The organism is Pseudarthrobacter linnaei, from assembly GCF_055412825.1.
Genome location: NZ_JBVAYX010000042.1, coordinates 1 through 21,495, shown reverse-complemented (window position 1 = coordinate 21,495; position 21,495 = coordinate 1). Strand labels below are relative to the sequence as shown.

Annotated in this window: 19 protein-coding genes; 7 read left to right on the top strand and 12 right to left on the bottom strand. The window is 68.8% G+C overall.

Going from position 1 to position 21,495, the window contains the following annotated elements:
• The first annotated feature begins 131 nt into the window (after positions 1-131).
• Positions 132-2,522 carry a phosphoenolpyruvate synthase gene (gene ppsA / locus ACZYZ3_RS19615; RefSeq protein ID WP_463965461.1) on the top strand — a complete coding sequence of 797 codons (2,391 nt, stop codon included), beginning with the start codon at positions 132-134 and terminating at the stop codon, positions 2,520-2,522.
• Here ppsA and ACZYZ3_RS19610 read toward each other — a convergent pair.
• Positions 2,470-4,410, bottom strand: coding sequence for a heavy metal translocating P-type ATPase (locus ACZYZ3_RS19610; RefSeq protein WP_463965460.1), 1,941 nt, complete (start codon positions 4,408-4,410; stop codon positions 2,470-2,472). The two genes, ppsA and ACZYZ3_RS19610, sit on opposite strands and share 53 nt — an antisense overlap.
• Before the next feature lie 279 nt (positions 4,411-4,689).
• Between ACZYZ3_RS19610 and ACZYZ3_RS19605 the strand changes: the two genes are divergently transcribed.
• Positions 4,690-5,670, top strand: coding sequence for a polysaccharide deacetylase family protein (locus ACZYZ3_RS19605; RefSeq protein ID WP_463965459.1), 981 nt, complete (start codon positions 4,690-4,692; stop codon positions 5,668-5,670).
• A gap of 84 nt (positions 5,671-5,754) precedes the next feature.
• Complete coding sequence (locus tag ACZYZ3_RS19600) at positions 5,755-8,928, top strand: HAD family hydrolase (protein WP_463965458.1); 3,174 nt, start codon at positions 5,755-5,757, stop codon at positions 8,926-8,928.
• Between the two features lie 22 nt (positions 8,929-8,950).
• Here the strand turns inward: ACZYZ3_RS19600 and ACZYZ3_RS19595 are convergent, their stop codons facing one another.
• The 6 genes from ACZYZ3_RS19595 to ACZYZ3_RS19570 all read right to left on the bottom strand — a co-directional run bounded on the left by ACZYZ3_RS19595 (position 8,951) and on the right by ACZYZ3_RS19570 (position 14,202).
• Positions 8,951-9,958: a zinc-dependent alcohol dehydrogenase family protein gene (locus tag ACZYZ3_RS19595; RefSeq protein ID WP_463965457.1), complete on the bottom strand. Its 1,008-nt coding sequence runs from the start codon at positions 9,956-9,958 to the stop codon at positions 8,951-8,953.
• A 63-nt stretch (positions 9,959-10,021) separates the two neighbouring features.
• Positions 10,022-10,993 (bottom strand): universal stress protein, encoded by a 972-nt coding sequence (locus tag ACZYZ3_RS19590; RefSeq protein ID WP_463965456.1) that lies wholly within the window; start codon positions 10,991-10,993, stop codon positions 10,022-10,024.
• Positions 10,994-11,067: 74 nt separating this feature from the next.
• Positions 11,068-12,234, bottom strand: a complete 1,167-nt coding sequence (locus ACZYZ3_RS19585; protein ID WP_463965455.1) for a YihY/virulence factor BrkB family protein — start codon at positions 12,232-12,234, stop codon at positions 11,068-11,070.
• Between the two features lie 82 nt (positions 12,235-12,316).
• Positions 12,317-12,925, bottom strand: coding sequence for a DUF3618 domain-containing protein (locus ACZYZ3_RS19580; protein ID WP_463965454.1), 609 nt, complete (start codon positions 12,923-12,925; stop codon positions 12,317-12,319).
• Positions 12,926-12,943: 18 nt separating this feature from the next.
• Entirely contained in the window at positions 12,944-13,357 is a 414-nt protein-coding gene (locus tag ACZYZ3_RS19575; protein ID WP_463965453.1) for a phage holin family protein, read from the bottom strand.
• A complete protein-coding gene (locus ACZYZ3_RS19570) occupies positions 13,354-14,202 on the bottom strand; it encodes a hypothetical protein (protein ID WP_463965452.1) in 849 nt (282 codons plus the stop codon). The genes ACZYZ3_RS19575 and ACZYZ3_RS19570 overlap by 4 nt, the downstream gene beginning before the upstream one ends.
• A gap of 193 nt (positions 14,203-14,395) precedes the next feature.
• On the opposite strand from ACZYZ3_RS19570, the gene ACZYZ3_RS19565 reads away from it, so the two are divergent.
• Positions 14,396-15,328: a spermidine synthase gene (locus ACZYZ3_RS19565; protein ID WP_463965451.1), complete on the top strand. Its 933-nt coding sequence runs from the start codon at positions 14,396-14,398 to the stop codon at positions 15,326-15,328.
• 28 nt (positions 15,329-15,356) lie between these two features.
• On the opposite strand, the gene ACZYZ3_RS19560 is transcribed toward ACZYZ3_RS19565, so the two are convergent.
• Entirely contained in the window at positions 15,357-16,274 is a 918-nt protein-coding gene (locus ACZYZ3_RS19560; RefSeq protein ID WP_463965450.1) for a LysR family transcriptional regulator, read from the bottom strand.
• Between the two features lie 142 nt (positions 16,275-16,416).
• Here ACZYZ3_RS19560 and ACZYZ3_RS19555 point away from each other — a divergent pair, with 142 nt between their 5' ends.
• Complete coding sequence (locus tag ACZYZ3_RS19555) at positions 16,417-17,166, top strand: 3-hydroxybutyrate dehydrogenase (RefSeq protein WP_463965449.1); 750 nt, start codon at positions 16,417-16,419, stop codon at positions 17,164-17,166.
• Positions 17,167-17,297: 131 nt separating this feature from the next.
• On the opposite strand, the gene ACZYZ3_RS19550 is transcribed toward ACZYZ3_RS19555, so the two are convergent.
• From ACZYZ3_RS19550 to ACZYZ3_RS19540, 3 genes are all read right to left on the bottom strand, one after another.
• Positions 17,298-17,534, bottom strand: coding sequence for a helix-turn-helix domain-containing protein (locus tag ACZYZ3_RS19550; protein WP_463965448.1), 237 nt, complete (start codon positions 17,532-17,534; stop codon positions 17,298-17,300).
• Positions 17,535-17,551: 17 nt separating this feature from the next.
• Positions 17,552-17,767, bottom strand: coding sequence for a hypothetical protein (locus ACZYZ3_RS19545; protein ID WP_463965447.1), 216 nt, complete (start codon positions 17,765-17,767; stop codon positions 17,552-17,554).
• A gap of 251 nt (positions 17,768-18,018) precedes the next feature.
• Positions 18,019-18,672, bottom strand: a complete 654-nt coding sequence (locus tag ACZYZ3_RS19540) for a LysE family translocator (RefSeq protein ID WP_463965446.1) — start codon at positions 18,670-18,672, stop codon at positions 18,019-18,021.
• 245 nt (positions 18,673-18,917) lie between these two features.
• On the opposite strand from ACZYZ3_RS19540, the gene ACZYZ3_RS19535 reads away from it, so the two are divergent.
• On the top strand, positions 18,918-19,886 hold the full coding sequence (locus ACZYZ3_RS19535) for an NAD(P)-dependent alcohol dehydrogenase (RefSeq protein ID WP_463965445.1): 969 nt from the start codon (positions 18,918-18,920) through the stop codon (positions 19,884-19,886).
• 11 nt (positions 19,887-19,897) lie between these two features.
• Here ACZYZ3_RS19535 and ACZYZ3_RS19530 read toward each other — a convergent pair whose 3' ends face one another.
• The gene (locus ACZYZ3_RS19530) at positions 19,898-20,233 is read right to left on the bottom strand and encodes a hypothetical protein (protein WP_463965444.1); all 336 of its coding nucleotides are present in this window, start codon (positions 20,231-20,233) and stop codon (positions 19,898-19,900) included.
• A gap of 229 nt (positions 20,234-20,462) precedes the next feature.
• Here ACZYZ3_RS19530 and ACZYZ3_RS19525 point away from each other — a divergent pair, with 229 nt between their 5' ends.
• Positions 20,463-21,305, top strand: coding sequence for an IclR family transcriptional regulator (locus ACZYZ3_RS19525; RefSeq protein ID WP_463965443.1), 843 nt, complete (start codon positions 20,463-20,465; stop codon positions 21,303-21,305).
• Positions 21,306-21,495: the final 190 nt, after the last annotated feature.

The following is a 21,495-nucleotide window of genomic DNA, read 5'->3' as shown; positions in this document are numbered from 1 at the left end:
GGGCCGGGAAGGCCGCCACGGCCACAAAGGTCCAAAGCCTCTGACACCGGAGGGCCCGCCGCCACAGGATGGTCCAAAGGCGCCGGTGTCCGGCGCGCCCTTTCCTATTTGCCGAAAGCAGGAGCTGCGACATGGCTGAATCCCCGGTGCTGTGGTTCGACGAGATCGGGATGGGCGATGTCCCGCAGGTGGGCGGCAAGAACGCCTCCCTCGGCGAACTCATCCAGTCCCTCAACGCAGAGGGGGTGCGCGTGCCGGACGGCTTCGCCACCACCGCGGACGCCTACCGCCGGTTCCTCGAGGCCAACGGGATTGAGGCCGAGATGCGCTCGCGGATCCAGTCCTACCGTGCGGGCGAAACCTCCCTGCGCGCCACCGGGGAGGCCATCCGGGAGCTCTTCCTGGACAGTGAGTTCCCTGCGGACATCGGCGAATCCATCCGCTCCCACTACCGGGAACTGGGGGAGCGCGCCGGACTGGACCGGCTCTCGGTCGCGGTCCGCAGCAGCGCCACCGCCGAGGACCTGCCGGACGCGAGCTTCGCCGGGCAGCAGGAGACGTTCCTGAACATCGCCGGGGAGCGGGAGCTCCTGGATGCCTGCCGCCGCTGCTATGCCTCGCTCTTCACCGACCGGGCCATCAGCTACCGCGAGGTCAAGGGCTTTGACCACCTCGACGTCGCGCTCTCGATCGGGGTGCAGCGGATGGTGCGCTCCGACGTCGGCGCCTCCGGGGTGATGTTCTCCATCGATACCGATTCCGGGTTCCCCCGGGTGGCGGTCGTCAGCGCCGCCTGGGGCCTGGGCGAAACCGTGGTCCAGGGCACCATCAACCCGGACAAATACCTCGTGTTCAAGCCGCTCCTGGCGCAGCCGGAGTTCGCGCCGATCATCGAAAAGACGCTCGGTTCCAAGGCCCGAAAAATGGTCTACAGCCGCGGCGGCCACGCCCGCACCAAAATGGTGGACACCTCGGACGCGGAACGCCGCGCCTTCGTCCTGGAGGACGCGGAGATCCTCTCCCTGGCGCGCTGGGCCGTCATCGTTGAGGAGCACTATGCCCGGCCGATGGACATGGAATGGGCCCGGGACGGTGTGACCGGGGAGCTGTTTATGGTCCAGGCCAGGCCCGAGACGGTCCAGTCGCAGAAGACCGGCGCCCGGTTCACCCTCCACCACCTGCTGGAAACCGGCACCGTCCTGGCCCGCGGCGCCGCGATCGGCGATTCGATCGCGCAGGGCACCGCCTGCGTGATCAGGAGCGCGGCGGACATCGACAACTTCCGCGACGGCGCCATCCTTGTCACCGAAATGACCGACCCGGACTGGGTTCCCATCATGAAACGGGCGGCCGGCATCGTGACGGACCACGGCGGCCCGACGAGCCACGCGGCGATCGTGAGCCGCGAACTCGGGGTCCCCGCCGTCGTCGGCACCGGCAACGCCACCACCGTCCTGGCGGAAGGCCTTGCCGTGACCATCTCCTGCGCCGAGGGTGATGAGGGCCGCGTCTACCGGGGCAGCCTCGCGTTTGAAACCGAGGAGGTGGACCTCGGGGAGCTGCCGGAGACGCACACCAAAGTCATGGTCAACATCGCCAGCCCCGCGGCCGCGTTCCAGTGGTGGCGGCTGCCGGCCGACGGCGTCGGGCTGGCCCGGATGGAGTTCATCATCAGCGCCCTGATCCGGGTCCACCCGATGGCACTGGTCCATCCCGAGCGGGTCACCGACCCGGGTGAAGCCGAGCAGATCCGCGCCCTGACCAGCGGCTACGCGGACCCGAAGGACTACTTCGTGGACGCCCTGGCCCTGGGCATCGCCAAGATCGCCGCGCCCTACCATCCCCGGCCGGTGATCGTCCGGCTCAGCGACTTCAAGACGAACGAGTACGCGCACCTGATCGGCGGTTCCGCCTTCGAGGAGCCGGAGGAGAACCCCATGCTCGGCTTCCGCGGCGCCTCCCGCTACTACGACGAGCGCTACCGCGAGGGTTTCGCCCTCGAGTGTGAGGCCCTCAAACGGGTCCGGGAGAAGCTCGGGTTCGGCAATATCATCGTGATGATCCCGTTCTGCCGGACCCCGCAGGAAGCGGACCGGGTGCTGGCCGTGATGGCGGAGAACGGCTTGGTCCGGGGCGAGCACGGCCTGCAGGTCTACATGATGTGCGAGATCCCGTCCAACGTTGTCCTCGCCGACAGGTTCGCCACCCGCTTCGACGGGTTCTCCATTGGCTCCAACGACCTCACCCAGCTGGTCCTGGGCGTGGACCGTGATTCCGCGCAGCTGGCCGCACTCTTCGATGAGCGGGACGAGGCCGTCATGGCGATGATCAGCGAGGCCATTCGCAAGGCCCACACCGCCGGAATCAAGATCGGCATCTGCGGCCAGGGTCCCAGCAACCACCCGGAGTTCGCGGCGTTCCTGGTCAGTGAGGGCATCGATTCGATCTCACTGAACCCGGACAGCTATCTCAGGACCGTTCCGCGGATCGCGGAAGCCGAGAGGCAGGCGTCGGCCCGGTAGCGCCGCCGGGGGCCTTCTGCCCCGGCGCCTTTGTTCCGGCCCCCTTCCGGCCGGGGCTGAGGGCGCGCAGCGCATTGAGGATCGTGGCGAGGTCCACGAGCTCCTGGGACAGGGCGCCGGCGATGGCCGGGATATAGCCGGCCGCCGCTGCGATCATCAGCGCCACGCTCAGCCCGATCCCGATCCAGATGCTCTGCAGTGCCACTTTGATGGTGCGCTGGCCGATCCGCATGGCGGAGGCGGCCTTGGACAGGTCATCGAGGATGATCACGACGTCGGCCGACTCGCCGGCCGCCGTCGAGCCGCGCGCACCCATGGCGATCCCGACGTCGGCGACGGCCAGGACGGGCGCGTCGTTGACGCCGTCGCCGACCATCATGACCGGGCGGAGGGGCAGGGCCCGGACGGCTTCGACCTTGTCCGCGGGCAGGCACTCGGCGCGGACGTCGGTGAGTCCGGCCTCGTCCGCGATGTGCCGGGCCGTGGCGAGCGCGTCGCCGGTCAGCATGACCGTCTCGGTGACGCCGAGTTCCTGGAGCTCTGCCAGGGTACGGCGGGTTTCCTTGCGGATCGGGTCGCTCATCACGAGGGATCCGGCGAATTCCCCGGCCACGCCCACGTAGATGGCGAGTTCCCCGCTGGCCAGCTCGGTTTCCACGACGCCGGGGGCCGATTCGGCCACGAAGTTGGGCTTGCCGACCACCACGTCGCGGCCGTCGAACCGGGCCCGGACACCGTGCGTGGCGAATTCGGTGGCCTCCGTGGCGGTTTCGAACATCAGGTTGCGGGTGCGCGCGGCCTCCATCACCGAGGCGGCCAGCACATGGGAGGAATACTGTTCGGCGGAGGCCGCCATCGCGAGAACCTCATCCTCGGTGAAGGCCCCTGAAGTCCGGACTCCGACCAGGGACGGTCGGCCGTAGGTGAGGGTGCCGGTCTTGTCGAAGGCGACCGTCTTGATCCGGCTCAGCTGTTCCAGGACGCCGGCGTACTTGACGATGATGCCGCTCTTCGCGGCGCGGCTCATGCCGCCCAGGAACGCCACGGGAGCGGCGATCAGCAGCGGGCACGGGGTGGCCACGACCAGCACTTCCGCGAACCGGGCCGGGTCGCCGCTGATGATCCAGCCGACCGCGCCAAGGAAATAGGCGAGGGCCGTGAACGGAACGGCGTACCGGTCCGCGAGCCGCACCATGGGCGCTTTGCTGTCCGCCGCCTCCTTGACCAGGGCCACAATGCGGCTGTACTGCGAATCCTCCATCCGGGCCGAGACCTGCATCCGGACCGCGGCCTCACCGTTCAGGGAGCCACTCATCAGCGGCTCGCCGGCAACCCGCTCCACCGGCAGGCTTTCCCCGGTGAGCGAGGATTCGTCGAAGCTGCCGGATTCAGAGAGCAGGACGCCGTCCAGCGGCACCACTTCACCCGGCCTCACCAGCAGGATGTCCCCGATCTGGACCTCGGTGGCGGCAACATCCTCATGCTGGCCGTCGGCGGAGCTACCGGCGGCGGAGCTGCCGGCGCGTTCCCGGTGGGCCGTCTGCGGCACACGCTCCAACAGGGAGGTCAGTTCTTTCTTGGCCCGGCCGGCCGCGAAGTCCTCAAGGGCGGTGCCTCCGGCCATCATCAGGACAATGATCATGGAGGCGATGTACTCGCCCACGAGCACTGTACTGATGATTGCGGTGACCGCCAGAATATCGATGCCCCACTGGCCGCCCATCAGCCGGCGGACCATGCCCACGGCCAGGTAAGCCGCCACAGCCAGTGCGTAGCCGCTGGCCGAGATCTGAGCAATCAGGGGCTGCCCGGACAGGAGCAGTACGAGCACCGCGAGCAGGGCAGCTATCGTGCCCGCAACAAGCGGATACCGGAGCAAAAGTTTCACGGATATCCTGCCTCAGAATTCGCGCTATCTTCACGGGTAGTCCCCTCATCTGAATCTTACTGCGGACCCCTCCCGCGGACAGCCCTGCAGGCGCAGGTTACGGCATACGGTAGTCAGGCATGCGGCGGCAACCTGACAACCCAAGCAACGCGGGGTCAGATCGCGCCCATCCGGAGTCTCACCATGGGCGCTAGGTGACCCCGCGTTGCTTGGGAGGTTTGGCTGGCACTGGGCATTTCAGCCCTAGTTCGGCTGTGGCCGGTGGCGCCACAGTGAAGCATGTGGTCGTTCCTGTCCGACCGGCGCCGGTGGCTTGCAGCCGTAGCCGCGGTGCTTTTGCTGTCCGCCGCAGTGGTGCTGGCCGCCGTCCTGACGACGGTCCCGCCAGTGGCCGAACCGGCGGCGTCACCGTCGCCCACGGCGCCGCTTTCCCCGATGATCCCGGCCACGGCCAGCCCCTCGGACAGCGCGACGCCGGGGCCGTCGCCGTCGGACGTTCCGGTCCCCACCCCCAGCGAAACGGCGGCGGGGCCCGCGCCGCTGCCCACCCTCCCGCCCCCCGCGCCGCCGGCTCCTCCACCTCCACCTCCGCCTGTTCCCCCGCCCGCCCCGGCCGCCCCGTTTCCCGCTGCGCTCGCCGGCCGCGACCTTGAGGTGATTCCGGGGGCCGGCGCGGTGGTGGCGCTGACGTTCGACGCCGGAGCCAACTCCGCCGGGCTGCCCAGCATCCTGCAGACCCTGGCCGCCACGCGGGTGGGCGGCACATTCTTCCTCACCGGCAACTGGGCCGCAGCCAACCCGGCGGGAGTCGCGGCGATCGTGGCGGGCGGCCACCGGCTGGGCAACCATTCGATGACCCATCCTGGCTTCACCGGGCTCCCCGACGCCGCGATCGGGCAGCAGCTCTCGGGGGCCGAGCAGGCGATCCGGTCCGGCGGAGGGGATCCGCGGCCGCTGTTCCGATTCCCGTTCGGCGAACGCGACGCCCGCACCATCGCCACGGTCAACGCCTACGGCTACCTGCCGGTCCGCTGGACCGTGGACACGCTGGGTTGGAAGGGCAGCAGCGGAGGGATCACGGCCCGAATCGTGGCTGACCGGGTGCTGGCCGGGCTCCGGCCCGGGGAGATCGTGCTGATGCACATCGGCTCCAACCCCGACGACGGGACCACGCTCGACGCCGACGCCCTGCCCAGGATGATCGAACGGATCCGCCAGGCGGGCTACGGCTTCACCACCCTCGATGCCCTGCTGGGCTGACGCCGGCACGGAAACCCGTGACTGGCCGGACCTTGCGGCACAACGCCCCTGTCGCGCAGGCCTGAAGGCTGATACGACTGTGGCATGACGGAGTCGCCCACCCTCGCCGCCGCCCTGGCGCCCGTCGATGCCGTGATTTTTGACCTCGACGGGGTGGTTACGGACACGGCGGAGCTCCGCGCGGCGGCCTGGGAACAGCTCTTCGACGAGGTCTTCCAGGACCCGCGGCTTCCGGCCGGGACCCGCCGGGATCCGTTCAGCACCGATGACTACCTGGACCTGGTGGCGGGCCGGACCTGGGAGGATGCTGTAGCCACCTTCCTGCGCTCCCGCGGCGGGGCCGTCCCGGACGGCGCACCCTCGGATGGTTCCGGGGAGTGGAGTGCCTTCGGCCTCGCGGCACGCCAGAACGAACTGTTCGACAAACTGCTCAGCACCAACCCCGTCCGGGCCTTCCCAGGCACCACGGACCTGCTCGGCCGGCTGAAGGCCGGCCGGATCCCCGTGGTGCTCGCCACCTCGGCCAGGAACGCCGGCGCGCTGCTGGCCGCCGCAGGGCTCGCGGACGTCTTCGACCACGTCATCGACGGGCAGACGGCCCTGGAGCGCGATGTCGCAGGAAAACCGGCCCCCGCGTTGCCGCTGGAAGCGGTGCGCCGGCTGGAAATCCCGCCCGCCCGGGCGATGGTGGTCGAGGAATCAGTCTCCGGTGTGAAGGCCGGCCGGCGCGGCGGCTTTGGGCTGGTCGTCGGTATTGACCGGGCCGGTCACCGGGATCTGCTGGAAGCGGCGGGCGCCGACGTCGTCGTCGAGGACGTCAGCCAGCTGGACATCGGCCTCGTCATCACGCACCCGTGGCTGCTGGTCTACGAGGGATTCGACCCGGCGCACGAGGGCCACCGCGAGGCCCTCACCACCTTGGGCAACGGCTACTTGGCCACCCGCGGTGCCGCCCCGGAGCGCCGGGCCGGGGAAGTGCACTATCCCGGCAGCTATCTCGCCGGGGTCTACAACAGCCTGCACAGTGAGGTCCTGGACCAGGAATCCGACGATGAGCACATGGTCAACATCCCCAACTGGCTGCCCCTGGATCTCCGGATCGGCGACGGCGGCTGGTGGTCCGAGGGCGGGCTCTCGCTCCGCAGCGAGCGGCGCACCCTGGACCTGAAGCGGGCGGTGCTGAGCCGGGAGGCGCTCCTGGAGGACGGCGCCGGCCGGCAGCTGAGGCTGCTGCAGCGCCGCCTCGTGTCCATGGCCACACCGAACCTGGCCGCACTGGAAACGGTCATCACAGCTATCGGCTGGGACGGGGGCGTCAGCATCCGCAGCGGCTGCGACACGGATGTCACCAACTCCAATGTCCCCGAGGATGCGGCGCTGTCCAGCCGGCATCTGGGATCCGTCAAGGCGGCCGACTCCGGGTCCGGCCCCGGAGTCGCCGGCCTCACCGTGGAGGTCCGGACTGTCACCAGCGGGATCGGGATTGCCCTGGCGCTCCGGACGGAGGTCTCCGGGCCAGGCGGACCGCACGGGGCCGGGATCGCCGAAGAGCTGGGGGGGCTGCACACGCACCGCTTCGAGCTTTCCGTGGCATCCGGGGAGCCGCTGACGGTTCTCAAGACCGTGGCCGTGGCCTCCTCGCGTGACCACGCCGTCGCAGCGCCGCTGACGGCAGCCCGGAGCGCCCTGGCCCGCGCCACGGGCGGCTTCGCGGCGCTGCAGGCCGAGCACGAAGCCGCCTGGGCGATCCTGCTCGAACCCTTCGTCATCGATCTCGTCGACGGCTCGCAGGCGCAGCTCATCCTGAACCTGCACGTCTTCCATCTGCTGCAGACGCTCACCACCCACACCGCGGAACTGGACGCGGGCGTACCGGCCCGCGGGCTGCACGGCGAGGGCTACCGGGGACACGTCTTCTGGGATGAACTCTTTGTGCTCCCGCTGCTGAACTCGCGGCTGCCATCCGTCGCGCGGGAGTTGCTCGACTACCGGTGGCGGCGGCTTGGTGCTGCACGGGACGCGGCCCGGGACGCGGGGCTGAAGGGGGCGATGTTCCCGTGGCAAAGCGGCAGCGACGGCACGGAACAGACGCCAAAACTGCTGTTCAACAGCCGGTCCGGGCACTGGATGCAGGACTATTCCCGGCTCCAGCGGCACGTTGGCCTGGCTGTGGCCTACAACGCCTGGCAGTACTTCGAGGCCACCCAGGACCGCGGGTGGCTGACCGGGCACGGTGCGGAAATCATCGTCGACGTCGCCCGGTTGTTCGCGTCGATGGCGGAGCTGGACCCGGCGGACGAACGCTTCCACCTCCGCGGCGTCATGGGCCCGGATGAATACCACACCGGAAGTCCGGGGGACCCCGGAGGCGGGCTGAACGACAACGCGTACACCAACATCATGGCGGCGTGGGTGTTCGATCAGGCCGTCTGGATCATGCATTCAGTCCAGGGGTTCGACATGGAGGAGCTGCGTGCCCGGCTGCTGGTCACCGCCGCCGAGATCGAGGCCTGGGAACACCTCAGCCGCCGCATGTTCGTTCCGTTCCACGACGACGGCGTCATCAGCCAGTTCGACGGCTACGGCGCGCTCCGGGAACTCGACTGGAACCACTACCGCCGCAGTTATGGGCTCATCGAGCGGCTGGATCTGATCCTGGAAGCGGAAGGGGACAGCGCCAACCACTACCGGCTGGCCAAGCAGGCCGATGTCCTGATGCTGCTGTACGTCCTGGGCGAGGACCAGCTCATCGAATTCCTGGCCCGGATGGGCTACACCGTCACCCCCGGCCAGGTGGCCGCCACGGTGGACTTCTACCTGGCCAGGACTGCGCACGGCTCCACGCTCAGCCGGGTGGTCCACGCCTCGGTGCTGGCGCAGCGGGACCCCGAGCGGGCATGGGCGGTGTTCCGTGAGGCGCTGGACGCGGACCTGGACGACACCCAGGGCGGAACCACAAGCTCCGGCATCCATCTGGGCGCCATGGCCGGGACGATCGACGTCGTCCAGCGCAGCTTCGCCGGGCTGCGGATCACACGTGACGCCCTCGACTTCGCGCCGCGGCTGCCCGTCGAACTCAGCCGCGTGCACTTCCAGGTCCGCTACCGGGACCAGATGCTCACCGTCCAGCTGCGACGCGACCGCCTGTCGGTGTCGGCGGCCCCCGGCGACGCCGCCCCGGTGCTGGTGCGCGTGGGAAGCCAGCGGGTGCTGCTCAAGGCCGGGCAGGAGCATGTATTCCTGCGCAAGGATAGCTGACCCGGCCGGCGCGCCAGACCGGCTACGGAGCGTCCATCCGGAGCACCGCCGCGCCCGTGACCCGGTCCTCCGACAGGTCCAGCAGGGCCTTGTTCGCGGCCGAGAACGGATAGGGCACCGTGGTGGGGCGCAGCGGGATCTCCGCGGCGACCCGGAAGAACTCCTCGCCGTCAGCCCGGGTGTTGGCGGTGACGCTGCGGAGCTGGCGTTCCTGGAACAGCTCCGCAGCGTAGTGCAGCGGCGGAATGTCACTCAGATGGATGCCGGCGACGGCGAGCGTGCCGCCCCGGTCCAGGGCGCGCAGGGCCACCGGAACCAGGCTCCCGGCCGGGGCGAAGAGGATGGCGGAATCCAGCGGATCGGGCGGCTGCTCCTCGGCGCCGCCGGCAAAGACCGCCCCCAGCTCGAGGGCGAGGGCGCGGGCCTCTTCGGACCGTGTCATCACGTACACGCGGGCGCCCTGGAAGAGGGCGATCTGGGCCGCCAGGTGCGCGGAGCCACCGAAGCCGTAGATTCCCAGCCGTCCGCCGATGGGCAGGTCGGCGCGGCAGAGGGCGCGGTAGCCAATGATTCCCGCGCAGAGCAGGGGTGCGGCCTCCTCGTCCGAGAAGCTTGACGGGAGCCGGTAGGCAAAGTTTTCGGCTACCGTGATGAGTTCCGCGTAGCCGCCGTCGCGGTCCCAGCCGGTAAACACGGGGGAGAGGCAGAGGTTCTCCGCGCCGCGCAGGCAGAAACGGCAGATGCCGCAGGTCGCGCCGAGCCAGGCGACCCCCACGCGTTCACCGGGGGAGAACCGGGTGGCGCCGGCCCCGCAGGTGATGACTTCGCCTACCACCTCGTGTCCCGGAATCACGCCCGGGCGCCGCGGGGCGAGGTCCCCCTCGGCCAGGTGCAGGTCGGTGCGGCAGACCCCGCACACCCGGACCCGCAACAGCACCTCCCCGGGACCCGGCCGGGGATCGGGGCACTCGTCCGCCACGAGGGGGCCGCTTCTCATCGGCCCGGGCTGTCCAACCCGCCAGGCTCGCACGGGCGTCCTCCTCTGCTAGAACCTCCAGCTCCCCTCTGAAGGCGGTGGTCCGGTGGAGCGGGGTCAGCGCGTAATCAGGACATTGCAGCGCGCCTTGTTCAGGACGGCCGTGACAGTGTTGCCCGGGCCGCCCTCACGGTTGTGCGTTCCAATAACCAGTACCTCGGCGTCGCTGGCGGCCGCCAGCAATTCCCTGGAGGCTGCGCGGCCGACCCGCAGGACCCCGGAGACCGACAGTTCCGGGGCGAGGTGGCGGGCCTCCTCAAGGGTGTGGTCCAGGAGTTCCTGGCCGTGCAGGGGGCCATGCCGTCCGTGCCCTTCACGGGCCCTGCCGCGGGACTGGTCGATGTGGACGATCTGCAGGGCGGCGCCCAGCACCCCCGCCAGCCGGGCGGCGCCGGCCAGCGCCGCGGAACTCCGGGAGGTCCCGTCGATGCCAACGACGACGGGACCGGCAGGCTGGCCGGGGCTGCGCGGCCGGCGGATGACCAGCAAAGGGCAGGGGGAGGAGCCGGCCAGGGCCAGACAGACCGATCCGGCAACGTGCCCCAGCACGCCGCCGAGTCCGCGGCTGCTGACCACCAGGAGGCGGGCATCACGCGCGGCATTGCGCAACACGGGAGCCGGGAGCCCTGCTTCCATGACACCCTCGACGCCGGAACCGGATTCCGCGGCGGCGGACGCCGCTGCTGCACCGGGTGCTTCACCGGAACCGGGTTCCGCGGCCGCGGCGGTGGGTGCGGCCGGGCCCTGGACGGACCTGCGCTGTGCCGCCGCGACGGCCGTGCGGGCCAGGTCCACACCTTCCGCCAGGACGACCTCGGCCGCGTGCCGCAGCCCGCTGCCTTCGACGCCCTTGACCGGTCCGAGCTTCTTGGTGAATACGGGCCAGACCCAGGCATGCACCACGCGGAGGCGGTATCTTCCGGAGGCCGCGTATTCAGCGGCCCACCGGACGGCCGCCTGCGCCGCCTCGGACCCGTCGTAGCCCACTGCCACTGTGGTGCGTTCGTTCCCCGCGGCGGGTGCCGTCATGCGTCCTCCCGGTCAGCCTGGTCCGCCCCCGGGCGGCACTTGGCCCCCAGTAGAACCCAAGGTCCCGGAAAGGGCTAGGGGCTTTGGTCCCGCGGGTTGCGGGGGCCCTGGGCCCGGGTGGACTGGGAATCAGTGGCGGACTGTGTGTCGGCGTCGCTGCTCCGTTCACGCAGTTCGCGGCCGCGTTGGATGTCTTCTTCCTCGCGTGCCTGGAGTTTGTCGCTTTGTTTGGTGTCGCGGGGCGGAAGCTGGATGGTTTCTTCGGCTTCGATGCCGGCCTGGAGCTGGCGGCCGCGCTCCATTTCGGCGTCGAACTCGGCGCCGAACAGCAGCGACATGTTGAGGATCCAGAGCCACAGCAGGGAAATGATGACGCCGCCGATCGTGCCGTAGGTCTCGTTGTAGCTGCTGAAGTTGGCGACGTAGAACCCGAAGGCCAGGGAGGCGAGCAGGAAGATCACCAGGGCGATCAGGGATCCGAGGCTCATCCAGCGGAACTTGGGCTGCTTCACGTTCGGGGTGGCGTAGTAGAGGATGGCGATCGCGGCCACGACCAGGAGCACGATGAGTGGCCATTTGACGATGTTCCAGATGGTCAGGACTGCCCCGCCCAGGCCCAGGGCGTTGCCGACGGACTCCGCGACCGGGCCGCTGAGGACCAGCATGGCAGCCAGCAGCACGACGATCAGCACGGTGGCGATGGTGACGGCGAGCATGGTGCCGCGAAGCTTGATGAAGGGCCGGCCTTCATCGATTTCGTAGATCCGGTTCATGGCCCGGCCGAAGGCCCCGACATAGCCGGAAGCGGACCACAGGGCGGTGAGGATACCGATGACCAGTGTGAGTCCGGCGGCGGAGGAGCTGCTGAGCTGTTGAACCGGTTCGCGGATCGCCTCGACTGTGTCACCGGGCGCGAAGCCCTGGACGATTTCCAGGAGGGCCCCGGTGGTTTTCTCGGGCTGTCCAAAGATGCCGAGCAGGGACACCAGGGCCAGCAGCGCCGGGAAAATGGAGAGCACTGAGTAGTAGGTCAGGGCCGCGGCGAGGTCGGGGCACTGGTCCTTGGTGAATTCGCGGAAGGTCTTTTGGGCGATGTACTTCCAGGAGGGTTTGCTGACGTCCGTGGGGCTGTCTGGTTTGCGTGCGTCGTCCGGTGCGGGCGCGGTGCGCGACTTGGCGGTGCTGCTCTCCGGCGTTTCGGCGTCGGCCGGGGTGTGTGCCGCGGCGGGGTTCTTGGACATGGAAATTTTCCTTCGGGGGTTAAGTGCGTCAGCCGGCCGCCCGGCGCGTGAGCGCAGGACGGCCGGCCGGGTGCCAGCGGGATCAGACCTGCCGGACGTTGTCCTTGGCCTCGGCGGTGCGGTCCTTGACGTCCGCCACGGCGCCCTGGCCCTCGGCCTTGACGTGCCCGGTCGCGTCAGCGGCGGTGGCCTTGACGTTCTCCATCGCTTCCTGGGCGGGTTCCTTGAGACCCTCCGCGACGTGCTTGGCGGCCTCCGTGAGTTCCGTGGTGAGCGGCTCGGCCGCGGTCTTCAGGGCGTCCGCGGCTTCGCGTTCCTTCTGGCTGGCCGGGATCAGGGAGGAAACCAACAAGCCGGCCCCGAACGCAATGAGGCCTGCCGCCAGGGGGTTGCCCCGGGTCTTGGTCTTGACCTGAGCGGGGGCGTCCCCGATGGCTGCACCGGCGTCGCCCAGGTGCGCCCCGGCGGACCCGGTGGCGGAGTGGACATTGCCGGCGGTGTTCTCGGCAGCTCCCATGACTTTCTCCTTCACTCCAAAGACGGCGTCTTTGACGTTTTCTTTGACCTTGTCGGTCTGGCGCTGGACGATGTGGGACGGCGTGACCTTGTCCGCCACGGCGTCGACATTCGTGCCCAGCCGCGCGCGGGTTGCTTCAATATCTGCTCGGATGACATCCGGGTTTTCACTCATCGTGTTTCCTCGTTGTATTTAGGGGGTTGGCTTGAGCGTGGGCGGGATTTCCTGCAGCGTCGCAGCGGTCTGGGGCATGCCCTTGATCGTGTTGAGCTCCTTGCGGCCCCGGGAAGCCAGGACTGCGGCGACGATTCCCCAAATAAGGGCAACAACAACACCTGACCAGCCCAGTCCCATTAGGTCCCCGAGCGCCCACCAGAGCGCCAGGGACAGGAACAGCAGGACGAAATGGCCTGCGACTCCGGCGCCGGCCAGCAACCCCGCGCCCTTACCGGCCCGGGTGGCGGACTGCTTGAGCTCGACCTTCGCCAGCTCGACTTCCTGCCGCATCAGGGTCGACATGTCCCGCGTGACATCGCCCAGCAGGTCACCCAGGGACGTCGTCTCCGCCTTGGCGTGCGCGGCGGTGGGGGGCATTTCGCTGGTCATCGACGGCCACCGTCGAAGGGATCATCACGGAGAGGATCCTGGCGGAGCGGGTCGGTCACCACAGGCTCGGAGGACCAGCGGTCCTGCCGGTCAGCGTCGCCGAGCGGGTCGGCGTCGAGCGGGTTGGGCGGGTACGTCTCGGAGAAGGCGGCCGTCGTGGTTGCCGGGGCAGGCATCTGCACGGGCGGCGGCGGAACTGCCATGCCGGAGTCAGGGACCCTGGTGACGGGGGTTGAGCCGGTGCCGGCAGCACCCGTTTCCGGGGCTCCAGCACTCAGGCTGCGGCTGAGCCGTCCGGCGAGGACGCCGGCGCCGGCCGCGAGCAGCAGGAACGTGCCGGGACGCTGGCGGGCAAAGGACTTAACCTCGGTCAGCAACGAACCCGGATCCCGCCCATCGAGCCAGCCTGCGACGGCGGAAGACCGCTCGGCCGCCTGGCGCACGAGGTCGCTGGCGACGCCGGGCTGCTCGGAGGCATCGGCCATGGTCTCCAGTTCGGTGGAGATCGAGCGCAGGCCCTCGGCGACCTTCTTTTGCTGCGTGCCGGCCTGGTCGGTCAGGTCGGACTTGGCCTGGTGCAGGAGATCCCGGGCGTTCGTCTTCACTTCGGCGGCGACATTGGCGGCTTCCGTTTTGGCCGTCTCGGCCACATTCTGGACGGAATCCGCGGCCTGGCGCTTCAGGTCAGCTGCCTCCACCTTGGCGGTCTCGGACTTGGAGTCCCCGCCCCCGGTGGCGCTGACGTTCGACGTCGGCGGGAAAGTGGTTGCCGGGCGGAGGGGATTCTGCTGGGTGGCCACAGGAGTGCCGTAGCTGCCGTCCTCGGGCCATTTGTTCTCTGTCATCTTCGCTCTCATTTCAAGATCGGCTGCTGATCACAAACCAGCAATAACGGGAGACATAATAGTAAGCATGATTACTAGTAAATAGTAAGTACCCTTGCTTAACTTTTGCCGCAGGCCCCTGGGCGCAGCGGCGGTGAGGCCCGGCCCGGCCGGTGAACTAGGCTTGAAACATGAGCAAAACGGTGGACGGCTGATGGCCAAGCGGGGCAGGGCCGCCGGCCGGAGCAACACCGAAAAGTCCGCCGGAGTGGTGGAGATCCCGAAAGGCAGCCGCCCCGAGGGGCCCCTGGAGGGCATCTACTACATCGATACCGGTGATTGCGAGCTGATCGCTGACCAGGACAACTCCAACGGCTGGCTGCTGCGGATCAACGGCGTGATGAGCTCGCACATCGACCTGGCCGATCCGCTGTTCCTCGACTTCGAATACATGCGCTGGATCTCGGCCCTGGTGGAATCGCGCTGGCCGCGGCACTCCCGGGCGAAGTTGCGCGCCCTGCACCTGGGCGGCGGGGCATGCTCCTTAGCCCGTTACTTCCACGCGGCCTACCCGGAGGCCCGCCAGGTGGTGGTGGAGCTCGACGGCAAACTGGCCGAATATGTCCGGGGCTGGTTCGACCTGCCGAAGGCGCCGCTGATGCGCCTGCGGGTGGGGGAGGCCCGCGAGGTCACCGAAAGCCTGACGCCGCAGACCCGGGACCTGATCATCCGTGATGTCTTTGCCGGCTCGCTGACTCCGCGGCCCCTTACCACCAGGGAATTCAACGAGCACGCCATGCGCGTCCTGGCCCCCGGTGGGATCTACGTGGTGAACTCCGGCGATGCGCCGGACCTGAGAAACGCCCGCGAGGACGCCGCAACCATTGCGGACACCTTCAAGCACACCGTGATCATCGCGGACCCGGCCATGCTTAAGGGCAGGCGCTACGGGAACATGATCATGGCCGGCAGTGATCTGCCGTTCGACGGCGACCCGGGACTGGCGCGGCGCCTGCTGGGCGGCGCGGTGCCCGCCCACATCTGGAATGACGCCAAGGTCCGGGCCTTTGCCGCCGGCGCCCCGGTCCGCCGCGACCCGCAAACGGTCGAGCCGGCGCCGTCGACGGCGCCGTCGGCTGCTCCGTAACGGCCCTTTAGAGCCCCGAAAACGGCGGTTACGGAGCAGTCGCTGGGTATCCTCCCCGCCCGAGGAGCGCCTTGCGGTGGGCTTTGGTCTGTTCCCGCAGCGCCTGCACCACCGCCGCGACGGCCGGACGGCGCATGGAATCGGGCCGCAGCACCATCCAGTACGGCAGCAGTTCGGCGAAATCCTCCGGCAGCAGCCGGACCAGATCCGGATGCAGGTCCGCCGCGAAGCAGGGCAGGAATCCGATCCCGGCGCCGGCGCGGGTTGCCTCCACATGAACGAAGACATTGGTGGAGCTCAGGCCGTCCCGCATCGTGGGCACAAGGCGCCGCGGGGCATCCAGATCGTCCACCTGAAGCATGGAATCCACGAAGTAGACCAGCGAATGGGTGGTGAGTTCCTCGATCGTCGTGGGGGTGCCGTACTCGGCAAGGTAATCGCGGGAGGCGTACATGCCGAGCATGTACTCGCCGAGCCGGGCGGCCGCGGCCCGGTGCACCTGCGGTTCGCCCACCACAACCTCGATGTCCAGCCCGGAACGCTGCTGGAGTGCCCGCCGCGTCACGGTGATGATCTCGACGCTGAGGCCTGGGTGGTCGCGGCGCAGCCTGGCCACCGCGGGGGCCGCGATGTAGGCACTGAAACCGTCCGTCGCGGTCATCCGGACGACGCCGGTGATCGGGTCCGGCACCCGGCCGGGCTGTTCGAGGGTCCGGATCGCCGCTTCCACCTGCTCGGCCACCAGCACGGCTTCCGCGCCCAGTTCCGTGAGCTCCCAGCCGCCGGAGGCACGGGAAAGCACCCGGCCGCCCAGGGCCTTCTCCAGCGCCGCGATCCGGCGCGACACGGTGGTGTGGTTCAGCCCCAGGGACTGCGCCGCCGTCGTGAACTTCGCGGAGCGCGAGACGGCCAGAAGTACGAGCAGGTCATCCGGGTTCGCATTCATATCTGCAATTCTGCACACAAGGGGTGCTGGTTTGACCATTGAATCGCACACTTTCTGCGGCAATACTCAGTACGGCTGCTCAGCGCTGTGCATCGCACCTCCTCTGGGCTGTTGACGACCGCAAACTTGAGGAGTGCAGGACATGGAGAGCAGCTTGAACGGGCGAAAGGCCCTGGTGACCGGCGGAGCCGGCGGAATCGGCGCTGCGAGCGTCCGCGCCCTGGCGGCACGGGGTGCCAAAGTGGTGATCGCGGACATGGATGAAACCGCGGCCACGGCCCTCGCCGACGAGGTCGGCGGCACCTCCTGGGCGGTCAACCTGCTCGACGTCGAGGCGCTGCAGTCCGTCAGCCTGGACTGCGACATCCTCGTCAACAACGCCGGCATCCAGCGCATCAGCCCCATTGAGGACTTCGACCCGGCGGACTTCCGCCGCCTCATCACGCTCATGCTGGAAGCGCCGTTCCTGCTCATCCGCGCCGCGCTGCCGCACATGTACGCCAACAACTTCGGCCGGATCATCAACCTGTCCTCAGTGCACGGGCTCCGCGCCTCGCCGTTCAAGAGTGCCTATGTCTCCGCGAAGCACGGCCTGGAAGGCCTGAGCAAGGTCACCGCGCTGGAAGGCGGCGCGCACGGCGTCACCTCCAACTGCATCAACCCCGGCTACGTCCGGACGCCGCTGGTCGAGTCGCAGATCGCGGACCAGGCCAAGGTGCACGGGATCCCGGAGTCAGAGGTACTCACCAAGATCATGTTGACCGAGGCCGCCGTCAAGCGCCTCGTAGAGCCGCAGGAGGTCGCTTCCCTCGTGGCCTGGCTGGCCTCCGACGACGCCGGCATGGTCACCGGCGCGAGCTACACGATGGACGGCGGCTGGTCCGCCCGGTAGCGCAACACCCGGCCCGCACCCACCCAGACAGCAACACGGGGTCAGATCGCGCCCATCCCGGGCCCCGGGATGGGCGCGATCTGACCCCGCGTTGTTTCTGGCGGCTGGTTATCCCGGTGGCGGGCGGCCGTTCAGTCAGTTTTCGTGTCGTTCTTTTTGTCGTCGCCCTGGTCCGTGGTCGCCGGTTCGGTGGAGCGGCGGATGTAGTCGTTGACGGCCTCCTCGGGAACCCGGAATGACCGGCCCACCCGCACGGCCGCGATGGCGTGTGACTTCACCAGCCGGTAGACGGTCATTTTGGACACCCGCATGGCCGCAGCGACCTCCGCGATCGTCAGGAAATGGGAGGAAAAATTCGCTGTGCTCATGTCATCTGGGCCGTCCACTAGTCGGGGTACCGGAGTTGCCGGTAGTCGTAATAGGTGACGTCCCCCGCCGCGCTGCCGGCTGTCCGGAGACCCACGTAGGGGGCATCGATCACGGCGACTGTGCCCAGGTGCCGGCCGTTGAACGGATCATCGCCGATCACCACCTGTCCCACCCGGAACGGAACGCGCGGTAATCTGGCGCGGCTCACAGTTCCCCACAGGAAAGTGGCCACCCGGCGTCGTTGGTGTTGCGGTCGCTGGTATTGTGCTTGCGGAGATGCAGGGGACTCCATCGGAACAACTCCTTCGGAAGGCGTGCCACTCGGACTATCAGCGGACGTCCGGAACAGCTTGGGAGGCTCCCCAGCCCCCCGCCCCGGCCGGTCCGTGCCGCCGTGAGAGCTACTGTAGCCCTCAGTCCCACTCGTCACACGAGTAACTCCTCCCCCGGCGAGACCGTGCACCACTTGGGACGCAGCGCCGACTACTTGCTGCGCTGCGGATCCGCCCCGTTACCAACCAGGACAAGCGTTCCGCCCAGCCCGATCATCATCGCCCCGCCGGCGGTGCCCAGCGCGGCGATCCGCCGGGGCGAACTGGCAAACCAGCGGCGGGCAGAACCGGCGATCAGCGCCCAGCCACTGTCCGAGACCAGTGCTATCGCGAGGAACAACGCCCCCAGCGTCGCCAGTTGCAAGGGGATGGCGCCGGCCGAGTAGTCCACAAACTGGGGCAGCACGGCGACGAAGAAAATAATCGACTTGGGGTTGGTGGCACCCACGATGAATGCCTCCCGGAGGATCCGCAGGGTCGACGCCGGACGCGGGGGCTCCGCCGCCGCCGGGCCTGTGCCACGGTGCCGGATGGCCTGGATGCCGAGGTAGACGAGGTAGGCCGCGCCGGCGAACTTAACCACGCTGAAGAGCAGTACGGACTGGGCCAGCACCACGCCCACCCCCAGGGCCACCGCGGCGATCTGCAACAGCTCCCCGGCGGCGTTCCCCAGCACGCTCAGGAGCCCGCCCCGGCGGCCGAGGACCAGCGTCCGTCCGATCACGAACAGCACGCTGGGACCAGGCACGGCGATCAGAAGGAGGGCGGCGAGGGCAAAGGCCAGCAGGTTGGTGGCGGGGACCATGACTGATTTTATCCCCGCAGGGGAGCCGGCAGCAGGGCCGGCGGGCTCTTCCGCACTGCCGGGATCGGCGTCCCCGGCACGGTTGCCGGCGTGCCCTACCGGCCGGGCTTCCGGCCGTGGTAGAACCGATCCGGGCCGCGAATCCTTTCGTCTCCTGCGCTTTGAGCAGGGCCGCTTCCCGCCCGTGCGCCCCAGGTGCCGCTGGGCGCTGCATTCCAGTACCAGGACAGTGAAGGAGAGGCGCCATGAAAGCCATCGTCCAGGACGTGTACGGCTCTGCGGATGTGCTGGTGCTGCGCGACGTTGACACCCCGGTACCGGGCGACGACGACGTGCTAATCCGGGTCCACGCCGCCGGCGTCGAACAGGGGGTCTGGCACCTCATGACCGGAATGCCGTTTCTGACCCGGGCCTTCTTTGGCTTCAAGGCCCCCAGGAACCCGATCCGTGGCAGGGAAGTCGCCGGCCGGGTCGAGGCGGTGGGGCGGAACGTCGTCGGGTTCCGTCCGGGGGATGCAGTGTTCGGGACGGCCGAGGGCACCTTCGCAGAATTCGTCTGTGCCAAGGAGGGCAAGATCGCCCTGAAGCCGGTGAAAGCCACCTTCGAGCAGGCAGCAGCCGTTCCCGTCTCCGCCACCACGGCGCTGCAGGGCCTGCGCGACAGCGGCCAGCTCCAGCCCGGGCAGGACGTGCTGATCATTGGCGCCGGCGGCGGAGTGGGCTCCTTTGCCGTCCAGCTCGCCAAGGCGCTCGGAGCGCAGGTCACCGGAGTGTGCAGCACCGCGAAGCTGGATCTGGTCCGGTCGATCGGCGCCGATCACGTCATTGACTACACGCACGACGACTTCGGGGACGGCGCGAGGCAGTTCGACCTCATTCTCGACACGGCAGGCAACCGCCCGCTGTCGGTCCTCCGCCGGGCGCTGAAACCCCGGGGAACCCTCGTGATTGTTGGAGGCGAGGGCGGCGGCCGCTGGACCGGAGGATTTGAACGGTCCCTCAGGGCGGCCCTGCTCTCCCCCTTCGTCGGGCAGAAACTCACGGGTCTGATGGCAACGGAGCGGCAGGAAGACCTCCGTTACCTGGCCCAGCTCATCGATACCGGTGCCGTCACCCCTGTCATCGAGAAGAGCTATCCGCTGGGCGACGCTCCGGAAGCCATCCGGTACCTTCACAGCGGCCACGCCCGCGGCAAAGTGGTCATCACCGTTTGAGGACGCCCGTTTCAGGGCAGCTGCAGCGCGAGTCCGATGATCGTGGCGTTGATCCCCAGGCCGATGAGCCACCAGCGGTTGAAGGTCAGGAGAAGCAGTGCGGCCGAGACCACGGCGCCCGTGACCGTAGCCGGAATCCACCAGGGCGCGTCGCCGACCAGGCCGAGGCCGCCCAGCACGAGGACGACGGCGGCCGCGACGGCCAGTACGGATGCCAGCCGCCGGACGTCGCCGGCAAACGGTGAATGCCCGACGTCGAACGGTGCCTTCGCGTCCGGCTTCGGCAGCCAGATGGCCAGATGCACCAGGCCGTGCGCGATCAGGAACAAACCCGCAATCCAGCGCATGGCGGCCCTCCTGCATCCCGGCTGACGCGTCCATCGAAGCACCGCGGCCGGGGGTGCGGCAAGAGGCACATGCCCCTCCGGCCCGGGACCGGTTCTGCTTGCCGCGGCGGGGCAACGCGGAGTTATCCGGAATTCCAGACACCGGGGAGGGTGTCGGACGGTCCGGCGTGCCGGCCGGGGCGCATGCTTAAGTACGGGATACCGGACACCGAGCACCTGAAGAGGATCCATGCCAGCCACCAGCAGCACCCCGCCAGCCGACGGGCCGGCGCCCCAAGCCGCCCCGGCCAAGGTGACCTCCAAGGTTCCGGCGGCTGAAAATACCCTGCGCATCCTCAAGCTGCTGGCCTCCAAACGGGGTCCGATGGCGGCGTCGAACATTGCCACCGCGCTGGGGCTGCCGCGTTCCAGTGTCTACCACCTGCTGGGCGTCATGGAGGCCAACGGTTTTGTGCTGCACCTGCACGAGGAGCAGCGCTACGGGCTGGGAATCAGTGCCTTCGAACTCAGTTCCGCGTATTCGCGGCAGGAGCCGCTCTCGCGACTGGGCCGGCCGCTGCTCGCCTCGCTGGTGGACGTGATCGGCGAAAGCGCCCACCTCGCCGTGCTGCACGGCCGCGATGTGCTCTACATCGTGGAGGAGCGGGCCAAGAACCGCCCCTCTCTGGTAACCGACGTCGGGGTGCGCCTGCCGAGCCACCTGACCGCGAGCGGGCGGGCGATCCTTGCCGCGCTGCCCAAGTCGCAGGTGCGGGCGCTGTACCCCAATGCGGCCGCGTTCACCGCCCGGCACCGGACCGAATCGCCGATCATGAAGTACTCGGCTCTCTCCTCGCACCTGGACCAGGTCCGGCAGCGCGGCTACGCCACTGAACACGGGGAGGTCACGCCCGGCTTCGGCTCGATTGCGGCCGCCGTCACGGACCATGTGGGCTGGCCGACCGCCGCCGTCGCCGTGACCTTCCTCGAGGACAAACTCCCGCCCGAGGAGTGGCCTGCCCTCGCCGCCCGGGTGCGGAAAGCGGCGGACGATCTCTCCGTCCGGATCCACGGCCGCCCGCAGCCCGGTTAAGCGGCCCGCCCCGCAACCGGCCGCCCGCCCTCCCGACCCCGCCCACCCTCCCCACCCTCCCCACCCTCCCGTTGCGCTATCACTTTGGGCTCCCATCCCGGCGGCAAAGTCATATGGTCGTAGCAACGCTCTGATTGATGGAGCGTTTTATGGTCAAGTTATTTCCTCCGAATGCCCGTACCGAGTTCGT